Annotated in this window: 25 protein-coding genes; 14 read left to right on the forward strand and 11 right to left on the reverse strand. The window is 52.9% G+C overall.

The window, feature by feature from the left end; translation table 11 throughout:
* Window positions 1–51: 51 nt before the first annotated feature.
* The 4 genes from hslO to igaA all read right to left on the reverse strand — a co-directional run bounded on the left by hslO (window position 52) and on the right by igaA (window position 4233).
* Window positions 52–930, reverse strand: coding sequence for an Hsp33 family molecular chaperone HslO (gene hslO / locus HV314_RS01670; RefSeq protein ID WP_016157640.1), 879 nt, complete (start codon window positions 928–930; stop codon window positions 52–54).
* 24 nt (window positions 931–954) lie between these two features.
* On the reverse strand, window positions 955–1356 hold the full coding sequence (gene hslR / locus HV314_RS01675) for a ribosome-associated heat shock protein Hsp15 (protein ID WP_016157639.1): 402 nt from the start codon (window positions 1354–1356) through the stop codon (window positions 955–957).
* A gap of 10 nt (window positions 1357–1366) precedes the next feature.
* Window positions 1367–2035 (reverse strand): GMP/IMP nucleotidase, encoded by a 669-nt coding sequence (yrfG, locus tag HV314_RS01680; protein ID WP_016157638.1) that lies wholly within the window; start codon window positions 2033–2035, stop codon window positions 1367–1369.
* Between the two features lie 62 nt (window positions 2036–2097).
* The gene (gene igaA / locus HV314_RS01685) at window positions 2098–4233 is read right to left on the reverse strand and encodes an intracellular growth attenuator protein IgaA (RefSeq protein ID WP_019078148.1); all 2136 of its coding nucleotides are present in this window, start codon (window positions 4231–4233) and stop codon (window positions 2098–2100) included.
* A gap of 322 nt (window positions 4234–4555) precedes the next feature.
* On the opposite strand from igaA, the gene nudE reads away from it, so the two are divergent.
* Window positions 4556–5116 carry an ADP compounds hydrolase NudE gene (nudE, locus tag HV314_RS01690; protein ID WP_016154795.1) on the forward strand — a complete coding sequence of 187 codons (561 nt, stop codon included), beginning with the start codon at window positions 4556–4558 and terminating at the stop codon, window positions 5114–5116.
* A 58-nt stretch (window positions 5117–5174) separates the two neighbouring features.
* On the opposite strand, the gene mrcA is transcribed toward nudE, so the two are convergent.
* Entirely contained in the window at window positions 5175–7727 is a 2553-nt protein-coding gene (gene mrcA / locus HV314_RS01695) for a peptidoglycan glycosyltransferase/peptidoglycan DD-transpeptidase MrcA (protein WP_047415970.1), read from the reverse strand.
* Between the two features lie 120 nt (window positions 7728–7847).
* Between mrcA and HV314_RS01700 the strand changes: the two genes are divergently transcribed.
* The 12 genes from HV314_RS01700 (at window position 7848) to trpS (ending at window position 18010) form a co-directional block, all read left to right on the forward strand.
* Entirely contained in the window at window positions 7848–8627 is a 780-nt protein-coding gene (locus tag HV314_RS01700; protein ID WP_080859339.1) for a DNA utilization protein HofM, read from the forward strand.
* The gene (locus tag HV314_RS01705; protein WP_181548083.1) at window positions 8627–9166 is read left to right on the forward strand and encodes a PilN domain-containing protein; all 540 of its coding nucleotides are present in this window, start codon (window positions 8627–8629) and stop codon (window positions 9164–9166) included. Before HV314_RS01700 ends, HV314_RS01705 begins: the two co-directional genes overlap by 1 nt.
* Entirely contained in the window at window positions 9150–9605 is a 456-nt protein-coding gene (locus tag HV314_RS01710; protein WP_181547189.1) for a HofO family protein, read from the forward strand. The genes HV314_RS01705 and HV314_RS01710 overlap by 17 nt, the downstream gene beginning before the upstream one ends.
* The gene (locus HV314_RS01715) at window positions 9595–10008 is read left to right on the forward strand and encodes a HofP DNA utilization family protein (RefSeq protein WP_016154790.1); all 414 of its coding nucleotides are present in this window, start codon (window positions 9595–9597) and stop codon (window positions 10006–10008) included. Before HV314_RS01710 ends, HV314_RS01715 begins: the two co-directional genes overlap by 11 nt.
* Window positions 9911–11158 carry a DNA uptake porin HofQ gene (hofQ, locus tag HV314_RS01720; protein WP_016157631.1) on the forward strand — a complete coding sequence of 416 codons (1248 nt, stop codon included), beginning with the start codon at window positions 9911–9913 and terminating at the stop codon, window positions 11156–11158. Before HV314_RS01715 ends, hofQ begins: the two co-directional genes overlap by 98 nt.
* A gap of 404 nt (window positions 11159–11562) precedes the next feature.
* Window positions 11563–12084, forward strand: coding sequence for a shikimate kinase AroK (gene aroK / locus HV314_RS01725; RefSeq protein WP_003023552.1), 522 nt, complete (start codon window positions 11563–11565; stop codon window positions 12082–12084).
* A gap of 57 nt (window positions 12085–12141) precedes the next feature.
* Entirely contained in the window at window positions 12142–13230 is a 1089-nt protein-coding gene (gene aroB, locus HV314_RS01730) for a 3-dehydroquinate synthase (RefSeq protein ID WP_016154788.1), read from the forward strand.
* Window positions 13231–13326: 96 nt separating this feature from the next.
* A complete protein-coding gene (gene damX / locus HV314_RS01735; RefSeq protein ID WP_103766934.1) occupies window positions 13327–14613 on the forward strand; it encodes a cell division protein DamX in 1287 nt (428 codons plus the stop codon).
* Between the two features lie 117 nt (window positions 14614–14730).
* Window positions 14731–15567, forward strand: a complete 837-nt coding sequence (gene dam, locus HV314_RS01740) for an adenine-specific DNA-methyltransferase (protein WP_016154786.1) — start codon at window positions 14731–14733, stop codon at window positions 15565–15567.
* A gap of 17 nt (window positions 15568–15584) precedes the next feature.
* Complete coding sequence (rpe, locus tag HV314_RS01745; RefSeq protein ID WP_003023561.1) at window positions 15585–16262, forward strand: ribulose-phosphate 3-epimerase; 678 nt, start codon at window positions 15585–15587, stop codon at window positions 16260–16262.
* Complete coding sequence (gene gph, locus HV314_RS01750) at window positions 16255–17013, forward strand: phosphoglycolate phosphatase (protein WP_016154785.1); 759 nt, start codon at window positions 16255–16257, stop codon at window positions 17011–17013. Before rpe ends, gph begins: the two co-directional genes overlap by 8 nt.
* Entirely contained in the window at window positions 17006–18010 is a 1005-nt protein-coding gene (gene trpS / locus HV314_RS01755) for a tryptophan--tRNA ligase (RefSeq protein ID WP_016154784.1), read from the forward strand. Before gph ends, trpS begins: the two co-directional genes overlap by 8 nt.
* A 312-nt stretch (window positions 18011–18322) precedes the next feature.
* Here trpS and HV314_RS01760 read toward each other — a convergent pair whose 3' ends face one another.
* The 6 genes from HV314_RS01760 to tsgA form a co-directional block, all read right to left on the reverse strand.
* Window positions 18323–18493 (reverse strand): YhfL family protein, encoded by a 171-nt coding sequence (locus tag HV314_RS01760; protein ID WP_181547191.1) that lies wholly within the window; start codon window positions 18491–18493, stop codon window positions 18323–18325.
* Window positions 18494–18804: 311 nt separating this feature from the next.
* Window positions 18805–20178 (reverse strand): siroheme synthase CysG, encoded by a 1374-nt coding sequence (cysG, locus tag HV314_RS01765; protein ID WP_181547193.1) that lies wholly within the window; start codon window positions 20176–20178, stop codon window positions 18805–18807.
* A gap of 11 nt (window positions 20179–20189) precedes the next feature.
* A complete protein-coding gene (gene nirC / locus HV314_RS01770; protein ID WP_047501468.1) occupies window positions 20190–20999 on the reverse strand; it encodes a nitrite transporter NirC in 810 nt (269 codons plus the stop codon).
* A gap of 139 nt (window positions 21000–21138) precedes the next feature.
* Window positions 21139–21465, reverse strand: coding sequence for a nitrite reductase small subunit NirD (gene nirD, locus HV314_RS01775; protein ID WP_047501470.1), 327 nt, complete (start codon window positions 21463–21465; stop codon window positions 21139–21141).
* A complete protein-coding gene (gene nirB, locus HV314_RS01780; protein WP_016154779.1) occupies window positions 21462–24005 on the reverse strand; it encodes an NADPH-nitrite reductase large subunit in 2544 nt (847 codons plus the stop codon). The genes nirD and nirB overlap by 4 nt, the downstream gene beginning before the upstream one ends.
* A 276-nt stretch (window positions 24006–24281) precedes the next feature.
* Entirely contained in the window at window positions 24282–25463 is a 1182-nt protein-coding gene (gene tsgA, locus HV314_RS01785; protein ID WP_016154778.1) for an MFS transporter TsgA, read from the reverse strand.
* Between the two features lie 264 nt (window positions 25464–25727).
* On the opposite strand from tsgA, the gene ppiA reads away from it, so the two are divergent.
* Complete coding sequence (gene ppiA, locus HV314_RS01790) at window positions 25728–26300, forward strand: peptidylprolyl isomerase A (protein ID WP_003023595.1); 573 nt, start codon at window positions 25728–25730, stop codon at window positions 26298–26300.
* Window positions 26301–26311 lie beyond the last annotated feature (11 nt).

The raw sequence follows: 26311 nt of genomic DNA on the forward strand, positions 1-26311 counted from the left end.
GGTGCGAACGCCTATCCGGTCGACGATTGTGGGCCGGATAGGCAGTGGTGATTAATGTACCTGCGGGTCCGCCGGGGAAGCGTTGCTGCGGATCTCAGCAATGTCCATGGCGTTAAACAGATAGTGGCTCCCGCAGTAATCGCAGTGCATATCGATCTCGCCTTCTTCCGCCAGAATGCTGTCCACTTCTTCGTCCGGCAGCGTTTTCAGTGCGCCAGCGCAGCGTTCGCGTGAACAGGTGCATTTGAACTCAACGTCCTGCGGATCGTAGAGAGTAACCTCTTCTTCGTGGTACAAGCGCCACAGCACTTCGTTGGCCGGGAGCGTTAACAGCTCTTCAGTTTTGATGGTTTCGGTCAGGGCTGTCAGGTGATCGAAATCATCTGCCTGCGCGTTTTGCGCCGGCATTACCTGCAGAAGCATCCCGCCAGCAGCGGGTTTGCCATCGACGTCGCCAGTACGGATAAACAGACGTGTCGGCAGCTGTTCAGAACGCATGAAGTAATCTTCCAGACAGGCGGCCAGCGTGTCGCCTTCCAGACCAACCACACCCTGATAGCGCTCGCCTTCTTCTGGGGTAATGGTGATCACCAGGTAGCCGTTGCCTACCAGCGTTTTGAGATCAGCGCCTTCAGGGATATCGCCCTGCATACGGGCCACGCCGCGCATCTGCTGATTGTTGTTGCCGTTAATGACGGCCAGGCTCAGCGGACCATCGCCCTGCAGCTGTACGGTGATATCACCGGCAAACTTCAGCGTGGCGGTGAGCAGGCTGGTGGCGACCAGCAGTTCAGCCAGCACGTTCTTGACCGGCTGCGGGTAAGTATGATTTTCGAGGATCTGTTGCAGGGTTTCCGAAACGGTCACCAGCTCGCCGCGCACGGCAAAGTTTTCAAACAGATAACGATGTAATTGGTCATGTTGCGGCATAATCATCTCTCTTACAGGTGACAGTCACTCGCTGTCGCCATGTTTAAATCGTAACAGGTCGCGGCGCTCTTTCTTGTCCGGTCGCCTGTCCGGGTGCGGCATGGTTAACGCGTTAAGTTTACGCGCCAGCGCCACTTTTTCGCGTTTTTCTACGCTTTCCGCGGTTTCTTCATACAGCGTAACGGCTTCCGTGGCCGGGCGACGCTGCTCGGTAATAGCCTTGATAATGACCGTTCGCTCGTCATTTCCCTGGCGCAGGGTGAGGGTGGCGTTCAGCTCGACAATCTTGCTCGGTTTGCTGCGCTGGCCGTTGTAATGCACCTTACCGCCTTCAACCATTTCGCGGGCTAGCGCACGCGTTTTGTAAAAGCGCGCAGCCCACAGCCATTTATCCAGCCTGACTTCAGCAGAGGGCTTTTCTTTCATAGCGTCTCCTTCACATCAGTGAGGGGATCAGTCGGCGGTAGTCATTCAGTGACGGATGGCGCGCGTACTGTTTTTCCGCGATGCCTGAGTCGGGATTGGTCACGCCGAGGCAGTAACGAATACCGTACAGAGCAGCAGCGTCGAGAATGGGTTCGCTGTCGTCAATAAACAGCGTCTTCTCTGCACTCATTCCCGTTTCTTCAGCCACAGCGTGCCATAACCGCTGATCCTCTTTGGGATAACCAAATGTGTGGGTGGAAAGTAATAAATCAAGGTGTGAGGCCAGACCGGTATGCTCCAACTTCACCGCCAGGTTATGGGGATGCGCGTTGGTGAGCAAAATACGGCGCTTGCCGCTGGCTTTTAAGGCATCAAGAAACGGTACAGTATCTTCACGCAAAACGGCGCGCGGTCCCTGTTCCGTTGTCATGGCGCAAATATCAAGATCCAGGCATTCGCTCCAGTAATCCAGGCAGTACCAGTTTAGCGTATGCTGCACGGCATGATACTGCTGACGAATATAGTCCTGGGCTTCCTGGGGAGAGATACCCTGTTTCGCGCCATAGGTTTCCGGCACCAGTTTTTGCCAGAAATAGTTATCGAATGCCAGGTCGAGCAGCGTGCCGTCCATATCTAACAACACGGTATCGACATCCTGCCAGGCAATATTGATCTGCATGGAAACTCCCCAGAAGAAAACATGATGCGCGACAGGGTAGCATATCCTGTCGCGCGAGCGTGTTATCGAATCAGGCTTTCCGGGTTGTCAATCAGCGTTGGATTCAGGCAACTTTCGTAGTAGCTCTGAATTTCCGTGATGCGGGAGCGGTGACGCTGGTAGCGTCTGAAAGCCTGTATACTGTTGTAGACAGCGCATCCGAGCATGGAGAACATCAGCAGCGTCGTGCCAAGGTAACGCCATAATCCTGAACGATCCGGGATACGGTGCAGGCCAATGTGCTGAGTGCCATTGGCGTCGGTCGAAATATTGGTGACGATCCCCTCCGCGCGAAACGGCGTCTGCATCAGCATCTGCGCCAGGCGCTGGAAGGCGTTCCACTGTTCCTGTGGGGGATAGTCATATAGCGAGGTTGTCGGCCACGGCTGATCGACCAGATCGCTGCCTTCGTCGCTGATAATCAGGAAACCGCCAGGGGCTGGGCTATTCAGCGTCTGGGCCGCTCGCGCAGTCTCGCGTGAAATAAACGGCGCCGTAGAGGTATTCACCAGATTATCCAACGACTCCGCGCTTACCGGACGCAGCAGCACGTTCACACCATCCAGTTTGCCTGCGTTCGCCCGTTTCACCAGCGCCGTCCAGTCTTTACTGTTACCAAGGTTAACCAGTGCATTTTTTAAACGTACACATTCATCTTTGGCCGCGCACAGATCAGCCGTTTTCAGGACGATCTCGCCAAAATCGTCCAGTAACACCATTCCGGATTTTTGAATTGCCGAGCGTAACGATGCGCTGACGCGAGAGTCATCATCCGCTTTGGGGTGCAGTTGGCGGTTCACCGCCTGCGTGAGCGCGGTGGCTTTATTCACCAGGTCGGACTCAGGCAGCGGTAATGCGCGCGCGTCATTCCAGATAATTTGCGTGCAATCGAAAGGCATAAACGGCGCGGAAGGCTGCGCATTCCAGCTCCCTTGGGTATGAATGTTACACATACCCGTACCGCTCAGATGCAGCGTGTCACCCACGCGAACGCCCGCGTTTTCAAGCTGTTTAACGCTGGTGGCTTCGATAGTTTGTGCGCCCTTCATCCAGGAAAGCGTAAGCTTTATCGGCATATCCAGCGGGATCCAAAACAGCAGCATCAGTAGCACCAGCAACGAGCCGCCCGCGATGACGGCGTTGCGCAGCCAGTGCTGTAACGGGAAGTTTTTGACTTCGTCATGCAGCGATAAAAAGCGCCCCTGGCGTACAACGTGGCGATCGAGATAAATATCAATATCCGTTTGCTGGCCAAGATCTTGTGCGATGTAAGGCTGCCAGTGCGGTGGATAAATCAGATCAATAATACCTAGCGAGATATTATTAATTTGCTCCTGGTCGTTTTCGCCAAACAGCCCCCAGCGACGCGGCGTACCGCGCAGACAATGAATTTCCCGCAGGGCGGTTTTAGACGGTGGGGCAAACAGCCCCCACAGACCCGCAGCCAGTAGCAGCACCGCGCCACCAACTGTCCACGGAACAAACGTATCCGGGATTATCAAACAGAAAAAGAACAGCAGGAACGATGCGGCAATCAGTAACGCCTCGCGCAATCCCGATGGGCGGCTGAGCGCATATTCTTCATGGGTTTCCTGGCGAATATTCAGCAGTTCAATCTGCTCGCTTTCTTCACCGCGAATGGACGCCTGGGTAGAAGCGGTGTGCTGTAACGCATAGCCACGCGCTTCCTGCATATATTCCTGCAGCGTATGGCCGTTCAGGGAGATAACCAGCGGTATCGTATTGGTGTGGATTAGCTCAACGCTGTTTTCGTCATTGATGTATTGTTCCCAGAAAGGGGGAAGATGTACCTCAACGGAATCAAGATAGTAACGCCATTTGTTAGGATCGTCGGTAGTAATGCCGTAACGTGTAATCGCGTGCGTAAGTACGATGACGCTATTACTTTGGGCATTCAGCGTTAATGACACCGGCGCGGAGCTGGCGCCCGTTGGACCAGGTACCTGCTGAATTTGACTAAGGCTTTCGAGATAGTTTTCGACTGCACTGCGCTCTTCAGGCGTGAGTTTACGCTTCGAGGCGTCTGAGAAGACGTTGCTCAAGGGTAAATTTTTCCGTCTGGATTTCGTTCTGAGTAGCCATCCTGCAAGCAATGAGCAGGCCAGCAAAGCAGCTAAAAAAATCAGAATGGTGCTCATGCTTTCCCCATCTTACTTAGTCTGTCAGGCGTGGTCAGTCGCACCCTGTTCAATATTCGTGATTCTGTGGTTGGCTATCGGCAAGTGTGGAGTCGAACTTGAGCATCTTTAAGTACAGCCCAGTAAATGCGAATCATAGCAAAATCACTAAAAATGGAATATCAGCAAATTCCTGGAGTTATTTCAACCTATTGACTTTTAATTTGAAATAGGGATTAACTTTTAGTACGTTACATAAATGTAAATAAACGGCAATTCACATTGCCGAAACCGTGCGGTATATCGCACAATAACCCCAGATTTCACAGCAAAGATCCTCACAATGAGCAAATCATTACAGAAACCCACGATTTTGAAAGTGGAAACCGTCGCCCAATCCCGGCTGTTTAAAGTCGAAAGCGTGGACCTTGAGTTCAGCAATGGCGTACGCCGCGTTTATGAACGTATGCGCCCGTCCACGCGTGAAGCGGTAATGATTGTGCCGATTGTGGACGACCACCTGATCCTCATCCGCGAATACGCGGTCGGGACCGAATCTTACGAACTGGGTTTTTCTAAGGGGTTAATCGATCCTGGCGAAAGCGTGTATGAAGCGGCGAATCGGGAGCTGAAAGAAGAGGTGGGGTTTGGCGCAAAAGATCTGACGTTTTTAAAGAAACTCAGCATGGCGCCGTCCTATTTCTCCAGCAAAATGAACATCGTGGTGGCGGAGGACTTATATCCTGAATCGCTGGAAGGTGATGAGCCTGAACCATTACCGCAGGTGCGCTGGCCGCTGGCGCATTTGATGGACCTGCTGGAAGATCCTGATTTTCACGAAGCGCGTAATGTGAGTGCGCTGTTCCTCGTGCGCGAATGGCTGAAAGGACAAGGGCGGCTTTAATTTCTCTTCACGAATAATAAAAAAGGCGCTGAAGCGCCTTTTTTTGATCGGTCAGGGATCAGAACAGTTCGTGCGTCTCACCATTATCAATAATGGTCGTCCCCACCTCATGCACCGCCTGTTGCGTCGGCTGAGTGCCTTCAATGAAGTATTCTGCGCGGCTGTTGCCACCGCTTGCCAGTTGACCGGTGCTGCGATCGATATTGACCGTCACAATACCCGGCGGCGGCGTCAGCGGCTGCTCAGGCACGCCTTCCAGCACGGACTTCATATAGGCATCCCAGGCAGGCTGTGCGCTCTTTGCGCCGCCTTCGTAGCCGGAGATCTGGTCTTTGATCGCCCCAGAAGCCGTCGTGTGCCCGAGATTGCGGCGATGGTCATCAAACCCGATCCATACCGACGTCACCACGCCTGGCCCGTAGCCGGAGAACCATGCATCTTTAGAGCTGTTGGTGGTCCCGGTTTTCCCTCCGATATCATGGCGCTGTAAATCGCGACCTGCACGCCAACCGGTTCCCATCCAGCCCGGCTCACCAAATATATTGGTGTTCAGGGCGCTTTTAATCAGGAAGGCCAGCGGCGTGTTGATCACGTGTGGAGCGTACTCCTGCGTTCCGCTTTGCGCGACCAGCGCCTGGTTTGCCTGCTCAAGCTGAGGCATAGGCACGGCGGCATTCTGCTGTTCCTGCGAGACGGCGACATCTTCGACGTTACTGTTTTCCAGCACGTTAGATTTCTGGGTATCACCATAAATCACCGGAATATCGCATTCCGGACAGGCAATTTTCGGCTTCGCCTCGAAGATAACGCCGCCCATATCGCTTTCGATTTTACTGATGAAATACGGATCGACCAGGAAGCCGCCGTTCGACATCACTGCATAACCGCGCGCCACCTGCAACGGCGTGAATGAGGCAGAACCCAGCGCCAGCGACTCGGTGTGCACAATGTTCTGTGCCGGGAAGCCGAAACGTTGCAGATACTCTGCCGCGTAATCCACGCCCATCGCGCGCATGGCGCGTACCATCACCACGTTTTTCGACTGACCCAGCCCCTGACGTAAGCGGATAGGACCGGCGTATTGCGGCGGTGAGTTCTTCGGCTGCCAGTCGGAACCCGCGCCGGCATCCCAGCGGGAGATCGGCACGTCGTTAAGCATGCTTGCCAGCGTCAGACCTTTATCCATCGCGGCGGTATACAGGAATGGTTTGATGTTGGAACCCACCTGGCGTAACGCCTGGGTTGCACGGTTAAACTTGCTCTGGTTGAAGTCAAAACCACCGACCAGCGCCAGCACCGCGCCGTTTTGCGGATTGATGGAGACCAGTGCGGAGTTGACGTCCGGTACTTGCGCCAGCCACCAGGAATCGCCAACCTGGCGTACCCAGATTTGCTGCCCGGTTTGCACCACATCAGTCACTTTGCGCGGCGTCGGGCCTTGCTGGGTATCCGAGCGGTAAGGACGCGCCCAGCGCATGCCATCCATCCGTAATGACACTGACGTACCATCCGCCAGCGCGGCAATGGCTTCCTGCGGATTGGCGCTGGTAACAACCGCCGGTAGCAGGGGACCATAAGTCGGTAGCGCTTTCAGCGTATCGGTGATTTTCTTGCTGTCCCAACTGCTTTCGCCCACTTTCCACAGCACGTTCGACGGGCCGCGGTAACCGTGGCGCATGTCGTAATCCATTACGTTGTTACGTACTGCCTGCTGAGCAGCCTGCTGTACTTTGCGCGTAATGGTGGTGGTGATGCGATACCCGTCCTCATAGGCTTTCTCGCCATAACGGTTATACATCTCCTGGCGCACCATCTCAGAGAGATACGGCGCGGAGAAGGCGATTTCCGGCGCGTGGTAGTTGGCGTCAATGGCTTCGCCGCGCGCCTGATCGTACTGAGCCTGCGTGATGTAGTTTTCGCTCAACATACGCGACAGTACGACGTTACGTCGCGCGGTTGCCCTTTCCATCGAATAGAGGGGGTTGAAGGTTGACGGCGCTTTTGGCAGACCGGCAATCACCGCAATTTCACTTAAGCTGAGCTGATCAACCGTCTTACCGAAATAGACCTGCGCGGCGGCACCTACGCCATAAGCGCGATACCCCAGGTAAATCTTGTTCAGATACAGTTCGAGGATCTCATCTTTACTCAGCAGTTGTTCAATGCGGATCGCCAAGAACACTTCTTTGATCTTACGCATCAGCGTACGTTCCGGGCTCAGGAAGAAGTTTCTCGCCAACTGTTGGGTGATGGTGCTGGCCCCTTGTGATGCATGGCCGGAGAACAGCGCGACGCTGGCAGCACGGAAGATCCCCACCGGGTCTACCCCGTGGTGCTCATAAAAACGACTGTCTTCGGTAGCGATAAAGGCTTTAACCATTACCGGCGGCATCTGATCCAGGGTGACCGGGATTCGACGTTTCTCGCCATATTGCGCGATCAGCTCGCCATCAGCGCTGTAAACCTGCATCGGGATCTGTAAACGCACATCTTTGAGCGTCGCGACGTCAGGTAATTGCGGCTCAATATAGCGATAGAGGCCATAAATCGAGCCTGCTCCCAGCAGGATGCAACATACTGCAAGGATTAATAAATACTTTACGAACTTCACTGGAGATTTCCCATTTAGTGGCATTTGGGCAGTTTATAAACAAACGCGCGGTAGTATAAAGGCAAGCCAGACGCATTGATATACCCGTTAAAGCAACGGGTGATAAGGAGATCATCAGCAATGGCTTTCAATATCTGGAAAATTGGTCTGCATATTCAGCAACATGAAGCGCTGGCTGTCGCCGTAGTTCACGACGCATCCGGTTGGTTTCTCCAGCGCTGGTGGCGTATACCGCTGACGCCTCAGGTTATCGTCGATGGCCACATTCGCGAGCCTGAACAGCTTGTCGCAGCGCTACTGCCGTGGAGCCGGGAGCTTCCTCGCCGACACCATATTCATCTCTCTTTTCCTGCCAACAGGACGTTACAAAAAAAGTACCCTCGTCCGGAAATGATGCTGCGCGAGCCGGAGCAAGCCGCATGGTTATCCGGTTCGATGGCGCGTGAGCTGGATATGGCGCCGGATGCGCTGCATTTTGATTATAGCGAAGACACGTTAAGCCCGGCGTTTAACGTCACTGCCGCGCAAAGCAAAGAGATTTCAGCGCTTCTGACGCTTATCCAAACGTTGAAGGTACAGGTTACGGCGATTACGCCGGATGCCAGCGCGTTACAGCGATTTATACCCTACCTGCCAGAACGTCATCAGTGTCTGGTATGGCATGATGATACCCAGTGGCTATGGGCGACCCGTTCGGCATGGGGGCGTAAATCAACGGGCGATATTGGCTGTATCGACGAGCTTGCCGCGACATTATCGCTTTCCACGACAGCCATTGCGCTATGCGATCCCAGCGGCTTCGATCCTTTAAGCGTGGTGTCTGTACGCCAGCCGCCAATTCCAACGCAAAGCCATCGCTTCACCATTGCACTGGGACTCGCTATGGGAGGCACATGTTGATGATAGCGACCATCAATCTTCTGCCCTGGCGCCAGACGCGACGTCGCGCCTGCCTACGCTTCTGGAGTGTTTTATTTGGCGCTTCGCTACTGCTTAGTATTGGCGTGTTGTTGCGCTATTACAGCGTTTTGAGCGTAGAAAACCAGGTCGAATTGTTGTTAGCGGATGCCGAAAAGACGCGGGCCGAGGCTTTAATGGCGCTAAAGCCGCGTGTGCAGCTGCGCCAGCAACGATGGCAACAGGTTCAAGCGCGGAACAAACAGCGGGAGCAGACCCGAAGCTGGCAGCGGGTTTTACAAAGGCTGGCGGAATTACTGCCAGAGCAGGCGTGGTTAACAAAAATAACCTGGCAGCAGGAGACACTGGAACTGACGGGAAACACGCTGAGCTTTGCCGCGCTGAAGGCGCTGGAAGCGCAATTACGCCAGCTGCCGCTATTTAAATTGGGTAGCCCTGGCGAAACGCAGCAGGATGCGCAGGGACGCTGGCAATTCCACTATCGACTGATGCGGAGCGGTGCGCATGAAAACGCTTTGTGATAGCTGGTTAGCGCAGTCGCCGCGCTTTCGGCTCATCTGCAGCTGCGGCTGGATGCTGGGACTGCTCATCGTCGTCATGTTATGCCTCAGCTCCACCGCGCAGAAACGGGTTATGCAACAAGAGGCGCTAAACCAGCAACGAGCGGCCATTCAGGCACAATGGCGAAATTTATATCTGCTGGCGGCATCGCCAGAAGAGCTTGAAGAGACGCTGATTCCGTTCTCCCCGCTGCTGTTTCAGACTCCTGTTGCACATCTTATCCACTGGCAACCCTCCGCACAGGGCGGAGAAATGACGCTGAAGCCAGGCTGGGATGTCATCCCGCCGATGTTTGACCAATTGGCGGAGCAAGGGATGAACGTCAGCCGGTTTTCTCTTTACGCAGAAGGTGCAGAGCTGCTGTTAACACTACAACTGGAGCGCCTGAATGATGGTTGAACGCTGGCTGTTGGCGTGCGTAAGCGTACTGATACTCACCGGTATGCGTAATCCCTTCCTGCCGCCGGAGGACCGTTGCCAAATTGCTGAGCTGTCGGCATGGCGCTATCAGGGAATATTGAGCCAGGGCGCGCGACCCATTGGCATTGTTCAGGATAGCCAGAAAAAATGGCAGCGGGTTGAGCGAAATGATGTCCTGAAAAACGGTTGGACGGTTACGCAGATAACGGCCCAGAGCGTAACCCTCGACACAGGGAAAAACTGCGAGCCGTCGCAGTGGCAGTGGCAACGACAAGGAGCGATAAATGAAGCGATGGATGGCATGGATAGTACTCGTACTGGTGGTCGGGATTCAGAGCGTACTGGCGGCGAAATCACAAAACGTGACGCTGGTGGTCGATGATGTGCCGGTTGTGCAGGTATTGCAGGCGCTGGCCGAACAGGAAAAGAAAAACCTGGTAGTTTCACCGGATGTCAGCGGTGTGCTGTCACTGCATTTGACGGATGTGCCCTGGAAGCAGGCATTGCAAACGGTGGTGAAAAGCGCCGGGCTGGTATTACGCCAGGAAGGCAACATTCTGCATGTGCATTCTGTTCAATGGCAGAGTGAAAATGCGGCTCGTCAGGACAATGAGCAGGCACGGCTTCAGGCCAGCCTGCCGTTGGAACATCGCAGTATCATTTTGCAATATGCTGATGCCTCCGAGCTGGCAAAAGCCGGAGAAAAGCTGCTCAGCGCCAAAGGAAGCATGACGGTGGATAAACGCACCAACCGCTTACTGCTGCGTGATAATAGCGTTGCGCTTAACGCACTGGAAACGTGGGTGGCGCAAATGGATCTGCCGGTTGCACAAGTCGAACTGGCGGCGCATATCGTGACGATTAATGAAAAAAGCTTGCGTGAGCTGGGGGTGAAGTGGTCGCTGGCTGACGCACAGCAATCGGGGGCTGTGGGGAACGTCACAACGCTTGCCAGCGATCTTTCTGTATCCACAGCCACATCCCGTGTGGGATTTAACATTGGCCGTATTAACGGTCGTTTACTCGAGCTGGAGCTGTCTGCGCTGGAGCAAAAACAGCAGTTGGACATCATCGCCAGTCCACGCTTACTGGCTTCTCACCTGCAACCTGCCAGTATTAAGCAGGGTAGTGAGATCCCTTATCAGGTCTCCAGCGGTGAAAGCGGCGCGACATCCGTCGAGTTCAAGGAAGCTGTATTAGGGATGGAAGTCACGCCCACCGTATTGCAGAAAGGACGAATCAGACTGAAACTGCATATCAGCCAGAATGTTCCCGGGCAGGTGCTACAGCAGGCGGATGGCGAAGTTCTGGCTATTGATAAGCAGGAGATTGAAACTCAGGTCGAGGTAAAAAGCGGCGAGACGATTGCGCTGGGCGGGATTTTTTCACATAAGAATAAATCCGCAGCCGACAGCGTGCCGCTGTTGGGGGACATCCCCTGGCTTGGCTCTCTCTTTCGTCATGATGGTAAAGAAGACGAACGGCGTGAATTAGTGGTTTTTATTACGCCCAGACTGGTTTCAACGCAATAACTTATGCATGAAAAGCCGTTGTTTTTGCACTGAACACGTTTCAGAGATTTGACGTGCGGGTGTATTTAGCATACAAGGAGTACCGATTTGAGTGTCGGTACTTTTCTTTACTTATGCGGCAGTAAATACGCTTTGCCTTTCTGGTGGTGTGTCATAGGCTTATTTGGTGTCATTTGGCTGCGCGATACGTCGCCAGGTCTGATGTTTGCAGGGTAGCATGCCTGCCACGACCAGAAATGCGTAAGGTTTGGTGATTTATTCAGTTGCCAAACCCGCTTGAGTATTGAGATAATTTTCAGTCTGACTCTCGCAATATCTTATGAGGTTTCAGTTCATGTCCTGCTGCGCTGAGTGTCTGCGAAGCGGGTTTACCATTAACGAATAGTCTTAGTAGTACCGAAAAAATGGCAGAGAAACGCAATATCTTTCTGGTTGGGCCTATGGGTGCCGGAAAAAGCACTATTGGGCGCCAGTTAGCTCAACAACTCAATATGGAATTTTACGATTCTGATCAAGAGATTGAGAAACGAACCGGAGCTGATGTGGGCTGGGTCTTCGATGTAGAAGGTGAAGACGGCTTCCGTGATCGCGAAGAAAAAGTCATCAACGAGTTGACGGAAAAACAGGGTATTGTGCTGGCAACTGGCGGTGGCTCTGTTAAATCACGTGAAACACGTAACCGTCTTTCCGCGCGTGGCGTCGTGGTCTATCTTGAAACGACAATTGAAAAACAACTTGCGCGAACTCAACGTGACAAGAAACGCCCGCTGCTGCAGGTAGAATCGCCGCCTCGTGAAGTTCTGGAAGCGTTGGCTGACGAACGCAATCCTCTATACGAAGAGATTGCTGACGTGACCATTCGCACCGACGATCAGAGCGCAAAAGTCGTAGCAAACCAGATTATTCATATGTTGGAAAGCAACTAATTCTGGCTGAATACACACTCGTCTGCGGGTACAAGTAACTAAGGTGGATGTCGCGTAATGGAGAGGATCACAGTCACTCTCGGGGAACGTAGTTACCCTATCACCATCGCGGCTGGTTTGTTTAATGAGCCAGCTTCATTCTTACCGCTGAAATCGGGCGATCAGGTTATGTTGGTGACCAACGAAACCCTGGCTCCCCTTTATCTCGATAAGGTTCGCGGCGTACTTGAACAGGCGGGTGTAAACGTTGATAGCGTTATCCTTCCCGATGGCGAGCAGTATAAAAGCCTGACGGTTCTGGATACGGTTTTCACTGCGTTACTGCAAAAACCGCACGGTCGTGATACCACGTTAGTCGCACTTGGCGGCGGCGTGATAGGCGATCTGACCGGTTTTGCGGCAGCCAGCTATCAGCGTGGTGTTCGTTTTATTCAAGTCCCGACAACCCTGTTGTCGCAGGTCGACTCCTCCGTTGGCGGCAAAACCGCCGTAAACCATCCCCTCGGTAAAAACATGATTGGCGCGTTTTACCAACCGGCGTCCGTGGTGGTGGATCTCGATTGTCTGAAAACGCTTCCTGCGCGTGAGCTGGCATCGGGGCTGGCGGAAGTGATCAAATACGGCATCATCCTTGACGGTGAATTTTTCAGTTGGCTGGAAGAAAATCTGGATGCGTTATTGCGTCTGGATGGTCCGGCGATGGCGTACTGTATTCGTCGTTGTTGTGAGCTGAAAGCAGAAGTTGTCGCAGCGGACGAGCGTGAAATGGGCTTACGTGCTTTACTGAATCTGGGACACACGTTTGGCCATGCGATCGAAGCTGAAATGGGTTATGGCAATTGGTTACATGGTGAAGCCGTTGCAGCAGGTATGGTAATGGCTGCTCGTACGTCAGAACGTCTTGGACAGTTTACCTCCGCTGATACGCAGCGCATCATTACGCTGCTCCAGCGAGCGGGCTTGCCGGTCAATGGACCGCGTGAAATGTCCAGCGAGGCTTATCTGCCGCACATGCTGCGAGATAAAAAAGTGTTAGCGGGAGAGATTCGTTTAGTGCTTCCACTGGCATTAGGGAAGAGTGAAGTGCGCGGCGGAGTGTCGCACGAGGTGGTTCTTAACGCTATTGCTGATTGCCAGCCGGCGTAACAACAAGAAAGGTCTGGCTTGCGTTGCGAAACGTAGGTCTTTTAGCTTCAGGTTATGTGCAAAGTCGTAAGCATTAACCTTTGAGTGGGGTGTTAAATGGATGAATTCAAACCAGAAGACGAGCTGAAACCCGATCCCAGCGATCGTCGTACTGGTCGTTCTCGTCAATCGTCTGAACGCGATAATGAGCCGCAAATCAATTTTGATGATGTTGATCTGGATGCTGACGATCGCCGTCCTGCGCGCGCACGTAAAGAGCGTGAAGAAGAACGGGACATTGAAGAAGAGTATGAATCTGATGACGATGACGTGGATGAAGAGCGTGTAGAACGTCGTCCGCGCAAGCGTAAGAAACCCGCCAGCAAGCCTGCCTCTCGTCAGTATATGATGATGGGTGTCGGTGTCCTGGTGCTGTTGCTGCTGATCATCGGTATCGGTTCTGCGCTGAAAGCCCCCTCATCATCTCCCAGTGAGCAGGCTGGATCGGGCGAGAAGAGCATTGATCTTTCTGGCAACAACGCGACGGATCAGGCGAGCACGACTACGCCTGCAGCAGGCGCTGAGCAGACCGCTGGTAATACCCAGCAGGATGTTTCCCTACCGCCGATTTCCTCTACCCCAACTCAAGGTCAGACACCTGCGGCAACTGAAGGCCAGCAGCGTGTTGAAGTGCAGGGCGATCTGAACAACGCTCTGACGCAACCGCAAGGCCAGGAGCAGGTTAACAATGTAGTGGTTAACTCTACGCTGCCGACCGAACCTGCGACCGTTGCGCCAGTTCGTAATGGTAATGCTGTGCGCCAGACTGCGAAAACGGAAACGGCTGAACGCCCTGCTGCGACACACCAGGAACGTAAACAGGCTGTTATTGAGCCGAAGAGCAAACCGCAAACTACGGTGAAAGCGACGCAGACAGAGCCGAAACCTGTTGCTCAGGCAAAACCAACTGCAACTGCGCCGACGACTACAACCAAAGCACCTGTGGTTACCGCTACGCCGAAGGCGACCGTTGAGCCGAAAGCAACCGCGACTACAACGCCTGCGCCAACTGCGACGGCAACAACGTCAACACCTGTTGCTGGTGGAGCGAAAAGTGCTGGAAATGTCGGAGCGTTAAAATCTGCGCCGTCCAGCCATTACACGCTGCAGCTCAGCAGTTCTTCTAACTACGACAACCTTAACGGTTGGGCGAAGAAAGAAAACCTGAAGAACTACGTGGTGTATCAGACGACGCGTAACGGTCAACCGTGGTATGTTCTGGTAACAGGCGTGTATGCGTCTAAAGAAGATGCGAAACGTGCAGTGTCTACGCTACCCGCCGATATTCAGGCGAAAAATCCGTGGGCAAAACCGCTGCACCAGGTTCAGGCCGATTTGAAGTAAGATAGGATATGTTCTGCAATGGTTTGCTGTTTCGCCCAATTGCGGGACAAAGACTAAAGCGCAGGATGCTGTCGGAGCTTTCTCCACAGCCGGAGAAGGTGTAATTAGTTAGTCAGCATGAAAAAAAATCGCGCTTTTTTGAAATGGGCAGGGGGAAAATACCCCCTGCTTGATGATATCAAACGGCATTTACCTCAGGGTGAATGCCTGATTGAACCTTTCGTGGGTGCCGGGTCGGTGTTTCTCAACACCGACTTTTCTCGTTATATTCTTGCCGATATTAACAGCGACCTCATCAGTCTCTATAACATCGTGAAGACACGTACCGATGAGTATGTGCAGGCTTCGCGTGAGCTGTTTATGCCTGAAACCAATCAGGCTGAGGTGTACTATCGGTTCAGAGAAGAATTTAATGCCAGTCAGGATCCGTTCCGCCGCGCAGTGCTGTTCTTGTATCTGAACCGCTTTGGTTACAACGGATTGTGCCGTTATAACCTGCGCGGCGAGTTTAATGTACCGTTTGGTCGTTATAAAAAACCTTACTTCCCGGAAGCCGAGTTGTACCATTTTGCTGAAAAAGCGCAGAATGCGGAGTTCCATTGTCTCTCCTATGAAGAGTGCATGGACCGTGCGGATAGCAACTCTGTGGTCTATTGTGACCCGCCTTATGCACCGCTTTCGGCGACGGCAAATTTCACCGCGTATCATACCAACAGCTTTAGCCCAAAAGAGCAGGCACATCTGGCCGAGATGGCAGAAAAGCTGGTCAGTAAGCAGATCCCGGTGTTAATTTCGAACCATGACACGCCCGATACCCGCGAATGGTACCGATCGGCGAAACATTTTCAGGTCAAAGTGCGGCGCAGCATTAGCAGCAATGGCGGCACGCGTAAAAAGGTGAACGAACTGCTGGCACTGTATAAACCAGGAGTTGTAACGCCTGCGAAGAAATAATTCTCAAGGAGAAGCGGATGAAACAGTATTTGATCGCCCCCTCAATTCTGTCGGCTGATTTTGCCCGCCTGGGTGAGGACACCGCGAGAGCGCTGACTGCCGGTGCCGATGTCGTACACTTCGATGTCATGGACAATCACTACGTACCGAACCTGACCATCGGCCCGATGGTACTGAAATCGCTGCGTAAATATGGCATTACTGCCCCGATTGACGTTCATCTGATGGTGAAACCGGTCGATCGTATTGTCCCGGACTTCGCCGCCGCCGGCGCGAGCATCATTACTTTTCACCCGGAAGCCTCCGAGCACGTCGATCGCACTTTACAGCTGATCAAAGAGCATGGCTGTAAAGCGGGCCTGGTGTTTAACCCGGCAACACCGCTGAGCTATCTGGACTACGTCATGGATAAGCTCGATGTGATCCTGCTGATGTCCGTTAACCCAGGTTTTGGCGGGCAGTCCTTCATCCCACAAACGCTGGATAAGCTGCGCGAAGTGCGTCGTCGTATTGATGAATCTGGCTACGATATCCGCCTCGAAGTGGACGGCGGCGTCAAGGTGAACAACATTGGTGAAATCGCGGCGGCGGGTGCAGATATGTTTGTCGCAGGCTCTGCTATTTTCGACCAACCAGACTACAAAAAAGTCATTGATGAAATGCGCAATGAACTGGCGAAGGTAAGTCATGGATAAGTTTCAGGATATTCGGGGCGTTGCATTTGACCTCGACGGTACGCTGGTCGACAGCGCGCCGGGATTAACCGCAGCGGTGGATATGGCGCTGTATGCGCTGGAACTGCCGATTGCTGGTGAAGAACGCGTTATCACCTGGATTGGCAACGGTGCAGATGTATTGATGGAGCGCGCGTTGGCGTGGTCGCGTCAGGAGCGCGCCACACTACGTAAGACAATGGGTAAACCGCCCGTTGATGATGATATCCCCGCCGAAGAACAGGTGCGTATTTTGCGTAAGCTGTTCGACAGATACTACGGCGATGTCGCAGAAGAGGGGACATTCCTGTTCCCTGATGTTGCCGACACGCTGGGCGCGATGCATGCGAAAGGATTGCCGCTGGGTCTGGTGACCAACAAACCGACCCCGTTTGTCGCGCCATTGCTTGAGGCGTTAGATATCGCCAAATACTTTAGCGTGGTCATCGGTGGTGACGACGTGCAGAATAAAAAACCGCATCCGGATCCGCTACTGCTGGTAGCAAGCAAGCTTGGCATCAAGCCTGAGCAATTGCTCTTCGTAGGGGATTCACGTAATGATATTCAGGCGGCAAAAGCTGCTGGCTGTCCGTCCGTTGGTCTGACTTATGGCTACAACTACGGCGAGTCGATCGCGCTGAGCCAACCCGACGTTATTTACGACCGTATTAATGAACTACTGCCCGTTCTCGGGCTTCCGCATAGCGAAAATCAGGAATCAAAAAATGACTAAGCCCATCGTTTTTAGTGGCGCACAGCCCTCAGGTGAATTGACCATTGGCAACTATATGGGTGCGCTGCGTCAGTGGGTGAGCATGCAGGATGACTACCATTGCATCTACTGCATCGTTGACCAACATGCCATCACCGTTCGTCAGGATGCTCAGCAGCTGCGTAAAGCAACGCTCGATACGCTGGCGCTGTATCTGGCATGCGGTATCGATCCTGAAAAAAGCACCATTTTCGTCCAGTCTCATGTACCGGAACACGCACAATTAGGTTGGGCGCTGAACTGCTACACCTATTTCGGCGAGCTGAGCCGTATGACCCAGTTCAAAGATAAATCCGCACGCTATGCGGAGAACATCAACGCCGGTCTGTTTGATTATCCGGTGCTGATGGCGGCAGACATCCTGCTGTATCAGACCAACCAGGTACCGGTTGGCGAAGATCAGAAACAGCATCTGGAACTAAGCCGCGATATCGCCCAGCGCTTCAACGCCCTGTATGGCGACATCTTCAAAGTGCCTGAGCCGTTCATTCCTAAATCCGGTGCGCGCGTGATGTCGCTGCTGGAGCCGACGAAGAAAATGTCCAAGTCGGATGACAACCGCAACAATGTGATCGGCCTGCTGGAAGATCCGAAATCCGTGGTTAAGAAAATCAAACGTGCGATGACCGACTCCGAAGAGCCTCCTGTTGTACGCTACGACGTGCAGAATAAAGCGGGTGTTTCCAACCTGCTGGATATCCTCTCTGCCGTTACCGGCCAGAGCATTCCGGAGCTGGAACAACACTTTGAAGGCAAGATGTATGGTCATCTGAAAGGTGAAGTCGCAGAGGCTGTTTCCGGCATGCTGACCGAGCTTCAGGAGCGTTATCACCGTTTCCGTAACGATGAAGCTTTCCTGCAGCAGGTGATGAAAGATGGCGCGGAAAAAGCCAGCGCACGCGCGTCTGTTACGCTGAAAGCGGTTTACGAAGCGATTGGTTTTGTCGCCAAGCCGTAATGCGCTCTGCGTTGCTGAAGAAACCGGGTTCTACCCGGTTTTTTTTCGCCTGTTCGCTGGTGAATCTCAAAAAATATGAAGCGCCTCGCCGTTTGCATATTTCCTTATATCAATCAATTTAATGAAGATATAAATATTCAATTTACTGAAGATATAAAATGCGTCGGATATTTATCAAGAAAGAGGGGGACTGACAACCCTGGCACGCTACCTGCTCGGCGAGAAGTGCGGTAGCGTGTGAATGAGCATTTAACCTATAAATATAAAAACCGGGGATTTCCCGGTTTTTTTGTATCTGCGCAATCGCTTCTGTTACAGATCTGCAGCCGGGCCACAGCCACCAATAATTTTAGAAATAGAAATTACCGGATGCAGGAAGTAATCGTAGGTGCAGTTATCTTTTTTGTTATCGACATGACCAGTACACGCGGTCAGCGTAGCCAGAACACCAGCAACGATAGTGATTTTTGCAAATTTCAGCATGTTAAAATCCTTGTAAGATATCTATTTTTAAATGGATGAAATCCATTTCTCGGCGGTTAAGATATCAACTAAAATAAACTTAAAGTAGTCCGGATTAGGACATAACAAGTTTTATATAAAATATGATTTCAATGAATTTAAATGTTTTAAAAATACATTTAATTAATGATTGACGGTTGGGCTACTGAGGCGGGTATATAGCGAGTATCGGTTTTTGATTTATTTCTATCGGAAGATAAATAAATGCCCTGAATATGAACTGTCCAACTTTATGGTGTCAGTCCAATATCAGAGCATTTTTCAGCATTCAATTAATGGTTCGAGAACCAGTTCAGCTTATCGCGTAGTCCAACCACGCGGCCGACGATAATCAGCGCCGGGCTTTCAACCTGCTGCGCCAGTTCGCCGAGTTGCGAAAGCACCCCGTTAACAACGCGTTGCTTCACGGAGGTACCGTTTTCTACCAGCGCGACAGACATATCGGGTTGCATGCCAAATTCGATCAGTTTTTCCTGGATAGTCGCCGCCTGATTGAGGCCCATGTAGAACACCAGCGTCTGTTTCTCTGCCGCCAGGTTTTCCCAGTCCAGCTCGCCGCCGGTTTTCAGGTGCCCGGTGACCAGACGTACACTCTGGGCGTAATCACGATGGGTCAATGGAATGCCGGAATAGGCGGAACAACCGGATGCTGCGGTAATACCTGGCACAACGGAGAATGGAATACCGGCATGGCACAGGGTTTCCAGCTCTTCGCCACCACGGCCAAAGATGAACGGGTCGCCACCTTTCAGGCGCACGACGCGTTTGCCCTGTTGCGCTTCACGCAGCAGGATCTGGTTAATTTCTTCCTGCGGTACGCAGTGGTAGCCCGCGCGTTTACCGACGAACACCCGGTCGGCATCGCGGCGAACAAGGTTCATGATGTCGTCGGATACCAGACGGTCATAAACCACGACATCCGCTTGCTGGATCTGCTGTAGACCTTTCAGCGTCAGCAGCCCGGCATCGCCAGGACCGGCGCCAACCAACACCACTTCGCCTCGATGGTCCAACGGTTCGCTGAGCAACTGCTCGGTGGTTTCCTCGACGGCTTTCTGGTCACTGTTCGCCAGCGACTGCGCCAGGCGGTCATTCACGAACAATTTTTCCCAGAAGCGGCGACGTTCACTCATGCTGGAAAACTGTTCTTTCACTCGGGCGCGTAACTTGCCTGCATATTGCGCGACCTGGCCCAGATGCTGAGGCAGCACAGATTCAAGTCTTTCACGTAGCAGACGGGCAAGCACCGGCGATGTACCGCCGGAGGAGACCGCCACCATCAGCGGCGAGCGGTCGATAATGGAGGGCATGATAAAACTGGCTGCTTTTGGCGCATCGACCACGTTGCAGAAAATACGACGTGATTCTGCGGCGGTGCTGACGCTTTGGTTGACGGCATCGTCATCGGTGGCGGCAATAGCCAGCCAGCAGGTGTCGAGCAGGGACTCGTTGAACGGTCCCTCAACCAGCGTCAGCATGCCTTCATCTGCCCATACGGTGAACTGCGGAATAAAAGCCAGCGCATTAACCGTTATACGGGCGCCCGCTTCCAGCAGTAACCGCGCTTTGCGTTCTGCGACATCACCACCGCCGACGATCAAGCAGTCGCGGTCACGTAGTTGACAAAATATAGGCAAATGATCCACGACATTACCCCTTAATTATTGGCAGTAGCCTCTGGCTGGTTGATTTTTGCCGGAGCAGGACGCTCCGATTTTGGCGTAGCATACCAATAACCCAATCCCATGAATACGACACCGGACAAAGTATTACCGAGTGTCACCCACAACAGGTTATGACCAATTCCTGACAGGGTATAGGCTTCGCTGTGGTGGCCGAACCAGGAGAGGGCAAACAGCGTCATGTTGGCAACCGAGTGCTCGTAACCGGAAGCGATAAACGCCAGTAGACACCACCAGATGGCGAGGAATTTTGCTGCGCCCTCGGTACGAATTGCCATCCAGATTGCCAGACAAACCAACCAGTTACACAGTGCGCCTTTAAAGAACAGCACCGTTGCTGGCGCGGTAGTTTTCGCCAACGCCACCGAATGGACGATGCTGGTATCGACCGGCAGCAGGCTACCGCCGCCCCAACTATAAAGCAGAGCGACAAACACGGATCCGACCAGATTACCCAGCCAGGTTTGCGGCAGAATAGCCCACATCTGACCGTGACTGATGGTGCCCGCTTTGACGCCGAGCGTCAGGAACATGGTGTGACCGGTAAACAGTTCCGAACCGGCAATAATGACCAGCGTTAAAGCGATACCAAAGGTTGCACCCATTACCAGAGGACGAACGGACGGGTCGAGCAGATTACCGAGGGTGAAAATAAGAATGATGCCGAGACCGACGTAGGCCCCTGCCATTGCCGAACTGACCCAGAATCCGAGCGGGTTATTAGCCGAGAGGCGTGCGATGCGCGCAGCGTTAGCCGCACACTTATTAATAGTGTCTGTGAACATGTGTTGATTATCCTTGAAGTACAAACAATAAAAAGAAATCGTAACCGTAGGCCTGATGGCGCTACGCTTATCAGGTCTACAAATAAAAGACCTACAAATACGTCAAAAAAGGGGAGGCGTTGCGCCTCCCAAAAAGTTATTAACCGCGCAATTGCACCATGCCGTCTTTCACTCGGGCTTCGTAATGTTTCACGGAGAACTGTTCGTCTTCCATGCACAGACCGTCGCTTAAGCGAAAGCGCTGTTTTTTCAGCGGGCTGGCGACCCACAATTCGCCCTGATGTTCAGCAATCAGCCCACGAGAAAGCACGCTGGACTCAAAGAACGGGTCGATGTTGCTGATCGCAAACACCTGGTCGCTGTGATACGGGCGGAAAATCGCAACTTGCTCGCTACCTAACAGGGCGCAGACGCCTGTTGCAGGCAGAATGTCATCGATTTTGCAGATGTTTTTCCACTGGCTCATGCGTTTTCCTCCACCAGAGTCACCGGGATACGCTCATAGGGCGTGGCCGGACGATGTTGTTCACGTTCAGGCACAACCTGGACATTCGGATCGCGTTGATCGCTGTTGATAAAGTGTTTGAAGCGAACCTGTGCGGATGGGGTGTTAACCGTCTCTGTCCACTCGCAGACCACCGCTTCACGCAGACGGGCCATCTCTTCTTCCAGGTGCTGGTTCAGCCCCAGTTTGTCGTCGATGATGACCGATTTCAGATATTCGATACCGCCTTCCAGGTTGTCTAACCATGGTGCGGTTCGGGTCAGTTTGTCAGCGGTACGGATGTAGAACATCATGAAACGATCAAGGTATTTGAGCAGCGTTTCGCGGTCGATATCCGCTGCCAGCAGGTCTGCATGACGAGGTTTCATCCCGCCGTTACCGCAAACGTACAAGTTCCAGCCTTTCTCAGTGGCGATGATACCCACGTCTTTGCCCTGAGCTTCCGCACATTCACGGGTACAGCCGGAGACGCCGAATTTCATTTTGTGCGGGGTACGAATGCCCTTGTAGCGGTTTTCCAGCTCCACGCCGAATCCGACGCTATCGCCGACGCCATAACGGCACCAGGTACTGCCTACGCAGGTTTTCGCCATACGCAGCGCTTTGGCGTATGCGTGACCGGTTTCAAAGCCCGCTTCAATCAGCTGACGCCAGATTTCCGGCAGGTCATCTTTTTGCGCGCCGAACAGGCCGATACGCTGAGAACCGGTGATTTTGGTATACAGGTTAAATTCACGCGCGATACGGCCCACGGCCACCAGGCCTTCAGGAGTTATTTCTCCGCCCGCGGAGCGCGGGATCACGGAGTAGGTACCGTCTTTCTGGATGTTCGCCAGGAAGTTGTCGTTAGTGTCCTGCAGCGGCGTGTGCTGTGGTTTGAGGATGTACTCATTCCAGCAGGAGGCCAGCAGGGAACCTACGGTTGGTTTACACACTTCACAGCCGTAGCCTTTCCCGTGTTTTGCCAGCAGCTCTTCGAAGGTTTTAATCCCTTCTACACGGATCAGATGGAACAGTTCCTGACGCGAGTACGGGAAGTGTTCACACAGGTTGTTGTTAACTTCGATCCCCTGTTTCGCCAGTTCTGCGTTCAGGACCTGCGTTACCAACGGGATACACCCGCCGCAGCCGGTACCAGCTTTGGTTTCAGCTTTCAGCGCCGCAACGGTGTGGCAGCCTTTGTTGATAGCGGCGATCAGCATGCCTTTGGTGACGTCGAAGCAGGAGCAAATCTGCGCGCTGTCCGGCAGTTTATCGACACCGATAGACGGCTTACCGCTGCCCGCGTGAGCTGGCAGAATCAGTGAGTCTGGGTTTTCCGGCAGTTCGATGGCGTTCAGCACCAGCTGCAGCAGGTTGCCGTAATCGCTGGTGTCACCGACTAAAACCGCCCCGAGCAGGGTTTTGTTATCTTCGCTAACGATGAGGCGTTTGTAGACTTCTTTGCTTTCGTCGAGATAGACGTAGCTACGGGCGCCCGGCGTGCGCGCATGCGCGTCGCCAATCCCGCCGACGTCAACACCAAGTAGCTTCAGCTTGGCGCTCAGATCCGCGCCTTCAAAGGCGTTTTCGGTTTCGAGAATATGGTCAACGGCAACCTGCGCCATTTTGTAGCCTGGAGCGACCAGACCATACACGCGGTTGTTCCAGCTGGCGCATTCGCCGATGGCATAGATGTCCGGATCAGAAGTCTGGCAGGTATCGTTAATCACAATACCACCGCGCGGCGCAACGTCGAGACCGCATTGGGTGGCCAGTTTGTCGCGTGGGCGAATACCGGTAGAAAAGACGATGAAATCGACTTCCAGTTCGCTACCGTCGGCAAAACGCATGGTTTTGCGCGCTTCGGTGCCTTCCTGGACGATCTCTTTAGTGTTTTTGCTGGTGTGGACACGCACGCCCATGCTTTCAATTTTGCGACGTAACTGCTCGCCACCCATGTGATCCAGCTGTTCGGCCATCAGCATCGGGGCAAATTCAATCACGTGGGTTTCAACGCCGAGGCTTTTCAGCGCACCGGCGGCTTCCAGGCCCAGCAGGCCACCGCCGACGACGGCACCACGTTTGCTACGGCGCGCGCAAGACTCAATGGCGTTGAGGTCTTCGATGGTGCGGTAAACGAAGCAGTCTTGGGTTTCCGAACCTTTAATCGGTGGGATCCACGGATAAGAGCCTGTCGCCATGATCAGCTTATCGTAATAGACCGTACGACCCGCGCTGGAGTGGATCACCTTCTCCTGGCGGTTGATGGTGATTGCGCGCTCGCCCACTAACACTTTAACGCCATGCTTCTCGTAGAATCCTTCACGCACCAGAGAAAGTTCTTCGGCGGTGTGGTGGGAGAAGTAGGACGACAGGTGGACACGGTCGTACGCTTTGCGGGGTTCTTCACAGAAGACGGTAATATCAAAATTGGCAGCGTCGGATTTATCAAGAAGATCCTCAATAAAGCGATGGCCGACCATACCATTACCGATAATAGCGAGTCTGACTTTGCTCATTTTTGCCTCGATTTCTTTTCTATTACTGCCTACCTTAACGATTCAGCAACCCCGCTTATTGATGCAAATCAAATTCGCCTTTATATACTCCTTAAGAGGTATATAGCTGATTTAACTGCATTTTTATAAGTTACGGAATTAACAGGCTTTTCGTGTTTGTATAAATAGCGTACAAATTAAGGGGTTTTTGTAAGAATTGGCCTACAGCACCAGAAAAGAAGAGGGCGCGGGAATAGGCCGGATAAGATGCGTTAGCATCGCCATCCGGCACTCAGATTAATGCGTTGCGGGTGCGTTATGCTGGCGATGACGCGTGACGAACCCAAGAATAAAGCACATCACGAATACGACCGCATACAAGCCGTTAGCCGTCTGCAATGCCGCCAGCGGACCGCTGTGCGCCACGATAGGGCCAGTGACCACGAAAGTGAGCATAGTACCGATGGTGCCACAGGTTAGAACGAAGTTAACCAGTTTAGGTGATGCGACCTTCGTCTGCTGGGAGCCGAGGGTAATGATGGTGGTATAAATCGCGCTGGAGAAGAAGCCCAACGTCAGAATGAACCACGGCATATGCTCCGGCGTACCGGTGATAAACAGATACATCAGGACGGTAGCCACACCCGCCAGTACGGTCAGGATGCGCTGCAAATCGAAGAAACGCAGGATAAAGCTAAATGCCCACATGCCAACCATGTAAGACATCCAGAAGTCGCTGACCAGTTTACCTGCGTCGTTCAGGCTCATGCCCAGACTTTTGGCGTATTCCGGCACCCAAGAGATAAAGCCCAACTGACCGAGGATGTAGCACAGCGCGGCGATCGCCAGGAACAGCACGCCAATGCCCCATTTTTCTTTTACCACTGGTGCGTCCGGTTGCTGCGCGTGTTTACCCAGCGCCGGGAATTCGCAGCCGAAGGTCAGCAGGAAAATGGCGACGTATACCAGGCCGATGCAGGCATAAACCCAATACCATTCGATGCTGCGCGCTAACAGGAATGCTGCCACCATCGGGAAAATCATGCCGGCCATGCTGAAGAAGGAATCAGTAAACAGCAGGCGGGAACCGCGCTGGCGACCTTCGTACATCTGAGTCACCAGGAATGTACCAATCGACATGGTGATACCGCTCACCAGACCCAGTACAAACATGGCGGCTGAGAACAAGGCCAGGCTATGGCTGAGCATCAGTCCGGCGACCGCCAGAACCATCAGGATAAAGCCAAAGCGCAACTGGGTTTTCAGTGGCACAATTTCCATCAGCCATGCATTCAGAAAAATAGAGATCAGAATGCCGGCATTCAGAAAGGTGAAGGTGTTACTCATACTGGAAACGGGCAAATGGAAGTAATCTGCGATGTTTCCCATCACCATCCCGGTGACAATTACCAACGCGCCTGTCAGGGCGTAGGAGAGAAAGCTAATCCATGTGAGCTTGATGCGATTGCTGTTAGTCATGACTGGCCTGTATAGAAGTGTTAGGCGCATTGACTGCGCCGTGAGCGGGCAGATTTTAGGCGCTTTAGTGATGCATTTAAATGTTTATTGGTAATTACTTGCTACGTTACATTTTTTTATGTGATCTAGATCGCATTGAATCTTGAGGCTATAAGGTTACATTTGTTTCAAGTACGTAAAATTAAGTAAAGGGATGGCCTTGTTCTTGAAGGCTCTTTAGAATCAATTCACTTGCTTCATTTCTGCTCTTGTTAAGGAATTCTCATGCTCAAATCGACTCTGGCGGCTGTTGCAGCTGTTCTCGCTCTTTCTGCTCTTTCTCCCGCAGCACTGGCAGCAAAAGGTGACCCGCATGTCCTGCTGACAACCTCTGCCGGTAACATTGAGCTGGAGCTGAACAGTCAGAAAGCCCCGGTTTCAGTGCAAAACTTTGTCGATTATGTCAACAGCGGTTTCTATAACAACACCACGTTCCACCGCGTGATCCCTGGCTTCATGGTGCAGGGCGGCGGTTTTACCGAGCAGATGCAGCAGAAGAAACCTAACCCGCCAATCAAGAATGAAGCTGATAACGGACTGCGTAATACCCGCGGCACGATTGCCATGGCGCGTACAGCAGATAAAGACAGCGCGACCAGCCAGTTCTTTATCAACATTGCAGACAATGCGTTCCTCGATCACGGCCAGCGCGACTTTGGGTACGCGGTCTTCGGTAAAGTTGTGAAAGGTATGGATGTCGCGGATAAGATCTCTCAGGTGCAGACCCATGATGTTGGTCCTTACCAGAATGTCCCGTCAAAACCGATTGTTATCCTGTCTGCCAAAGTCCTGCCGTAAACGTATTTTGC

The organism is Citrobacter sp. RHBSTW-00887, from assembly GCF_013728095.1.
GTDB lineage: Bacteria > Pseudomonadota > Gammaproteobacteria > Enterobacterales > Enterobacteriaceae > Citrobacter > Citrobacter braakii.

What these genes read in the sequence shown, in the direction of transcription:
- HV314_RS01710 (WP_181547189.1), top strand. Translation starts at nt 9,150, where the DNA reads ATGAAAACGCTTTGTGATAGCTGGTTAGCGCAGTCGCCGCGCTTTCGG.
- hslR (WP_016157639.1), bottom strand. Translation starts at nt 1,356, where the DNA reads ATGAAAGAAAAGCCCTCTGCTGAAGTCAGGCTGGATAAATGGCTGTGG.
- aroK (WP_003023552.1), top strand. Translation starts at nt 11,563, where the DNA reads ATGGCAGAGAAACGCAATATCTTTCTGGTTGGGCCTATGGGTGCCGGA.
- tsgA (WP_016154778.1), bottom strand. Translation starts at nt 25,463, where the DNA reads ATGACTAACAGCAATCGCATCAAGCTCACATGGATTAGCTTTCTCTCC.
- yrfG (WP_016157638.1), bottom strand. Translation starts at nt 2,035, where the DNA reads ATGCAGATCAATATTGCCTGGCAGGATGTCGATACCGTGTTGTTAGAT.
- HV314_RS01715 (WP_016154790.1), top strand. Translation starts at nt 9,595, where the DNA reads ATGATGGTTGAACGCTGGCTGTTGGCGTGCGTAAGCGTACTGATACTC.
- dam (WP_016154786.1), top strand. Translation starts at nt 14,731, where the DNA reads ATGAAAAAAAATCGCGCTTTTTTGAAATGGGCAGGGGGAAAATACCCC.
- damX (WP_103766934.1), top strand. Translation starts at nt 13,327, where the DNA reads ATGGATGAATTCAAACCAGAAGACGAGCTGAAACCCGATCCCAGCGAT.
- gph (WP_016154785.1), top strand. Translation starts at nt 16,255, where the DNA reads ATGGATAAGTTTCAGGATATTCGGGGCGTTGCATTTGACCTCGACGGT.
- aroB (WP_016154788.1), top strand. Translation starts at nt 12,142, where the DNA reads ATGGAGAGGATCACAGTCACTCTCGGGGAACGTAGTTACCCTATCACC.
- HV314_RS01760 (WP_181547191.1), bottom strand. Translation starts at nt 18,493, where the DNA reads ATGCTGAAATTTGCAAAAATCACTATCGTTGCTGGTGTTCTGGCTACG.
- HV314_RS01700 (WP_080859339.1), top strand. Translation starts at nt 7,848, where the DNA reads ATGGCTTTCAATATCTGGAAAATTGGTCTGCATATTCAGCAACATGAA.
- rpe (WP_003023561.1), top strand. Translation starts at nt 15,585, where the DNA reads ATGAAACAGTATTTGATCGCCCCCTCAATTCTGTCGGCTGATTTTGCC.
- igaA (WP_019078148.1), bottom strand. Translation starts at nt 4,233, where the DNA reads ATGAGCACCATTCTGATTTTTTTAGCTGCTTTGCTGGCCTGCTCATTG.
- HV314_RS01705 (WP_181548083.1), top strand. Translation starts at nt 8,627, where the DNA reads ATGATAGCGACCATCAATCTTCTGCCCTGGCGCCAGACGCGACGTCGC.
- nirB (WP_016154779.1), bottom strand. Translation starts at nt 24,005, where the DNA reads ATGAGCAAAGTCAGACTCGCTATTATCGGTAATGGTATGGTCGGCCAT.
- hslO (WP_016157640.1), bottom strand. Translation starts at nt 930, where the DNA reads ATGCCGCAACATGACCAATTACATCGTTATCTGTTTGAAAACTTTGCC.
- ppiA (WP_003023595.1), top strand. Translation starts at nt 25,728, where the DNA reads ATGCTCAAATCGACTCTGGCGGCTGTTGCAGCTGTTCTCGCTCTTTCT.
- nudE (WP_016154795.1), top strand. Translation starts at nt 4,556, where the DNA reads ATGAGCAAATCATTACAGAAACCCACGATTTTGAAAGTGGAAACCGTC.
- nirC (WP_047501468.1), bottom strand. Translation starts at nt 20,999, where the DNA reads ATGTTCACAGACACTATTAATAAGTGTGCGGCTAACGCTGCGCGCATC.
- nirD (WP_047501470.1), bottom strand. Translation starts at nt 21,465, where the DNA reads ATGAGCCAGTGGAAAAACATCTGCAAAATCGATGACATTCTGCCTGCA.
- trpS (WP_016154784.1), top strand. Translation starts at nt 17,006, where the DNA reads ATGACTAAGCCCATCGTTTTTAGTGGCGCACAGCCCTCAGGTGAATTG.
- hofQ (WP_016157631.1), top strand. Translation starts at nt 9,911, where the DNA reads ATGAAGCGATGGATGGCATGGATAGTACTCGTACTGGTGGTCGGGATT.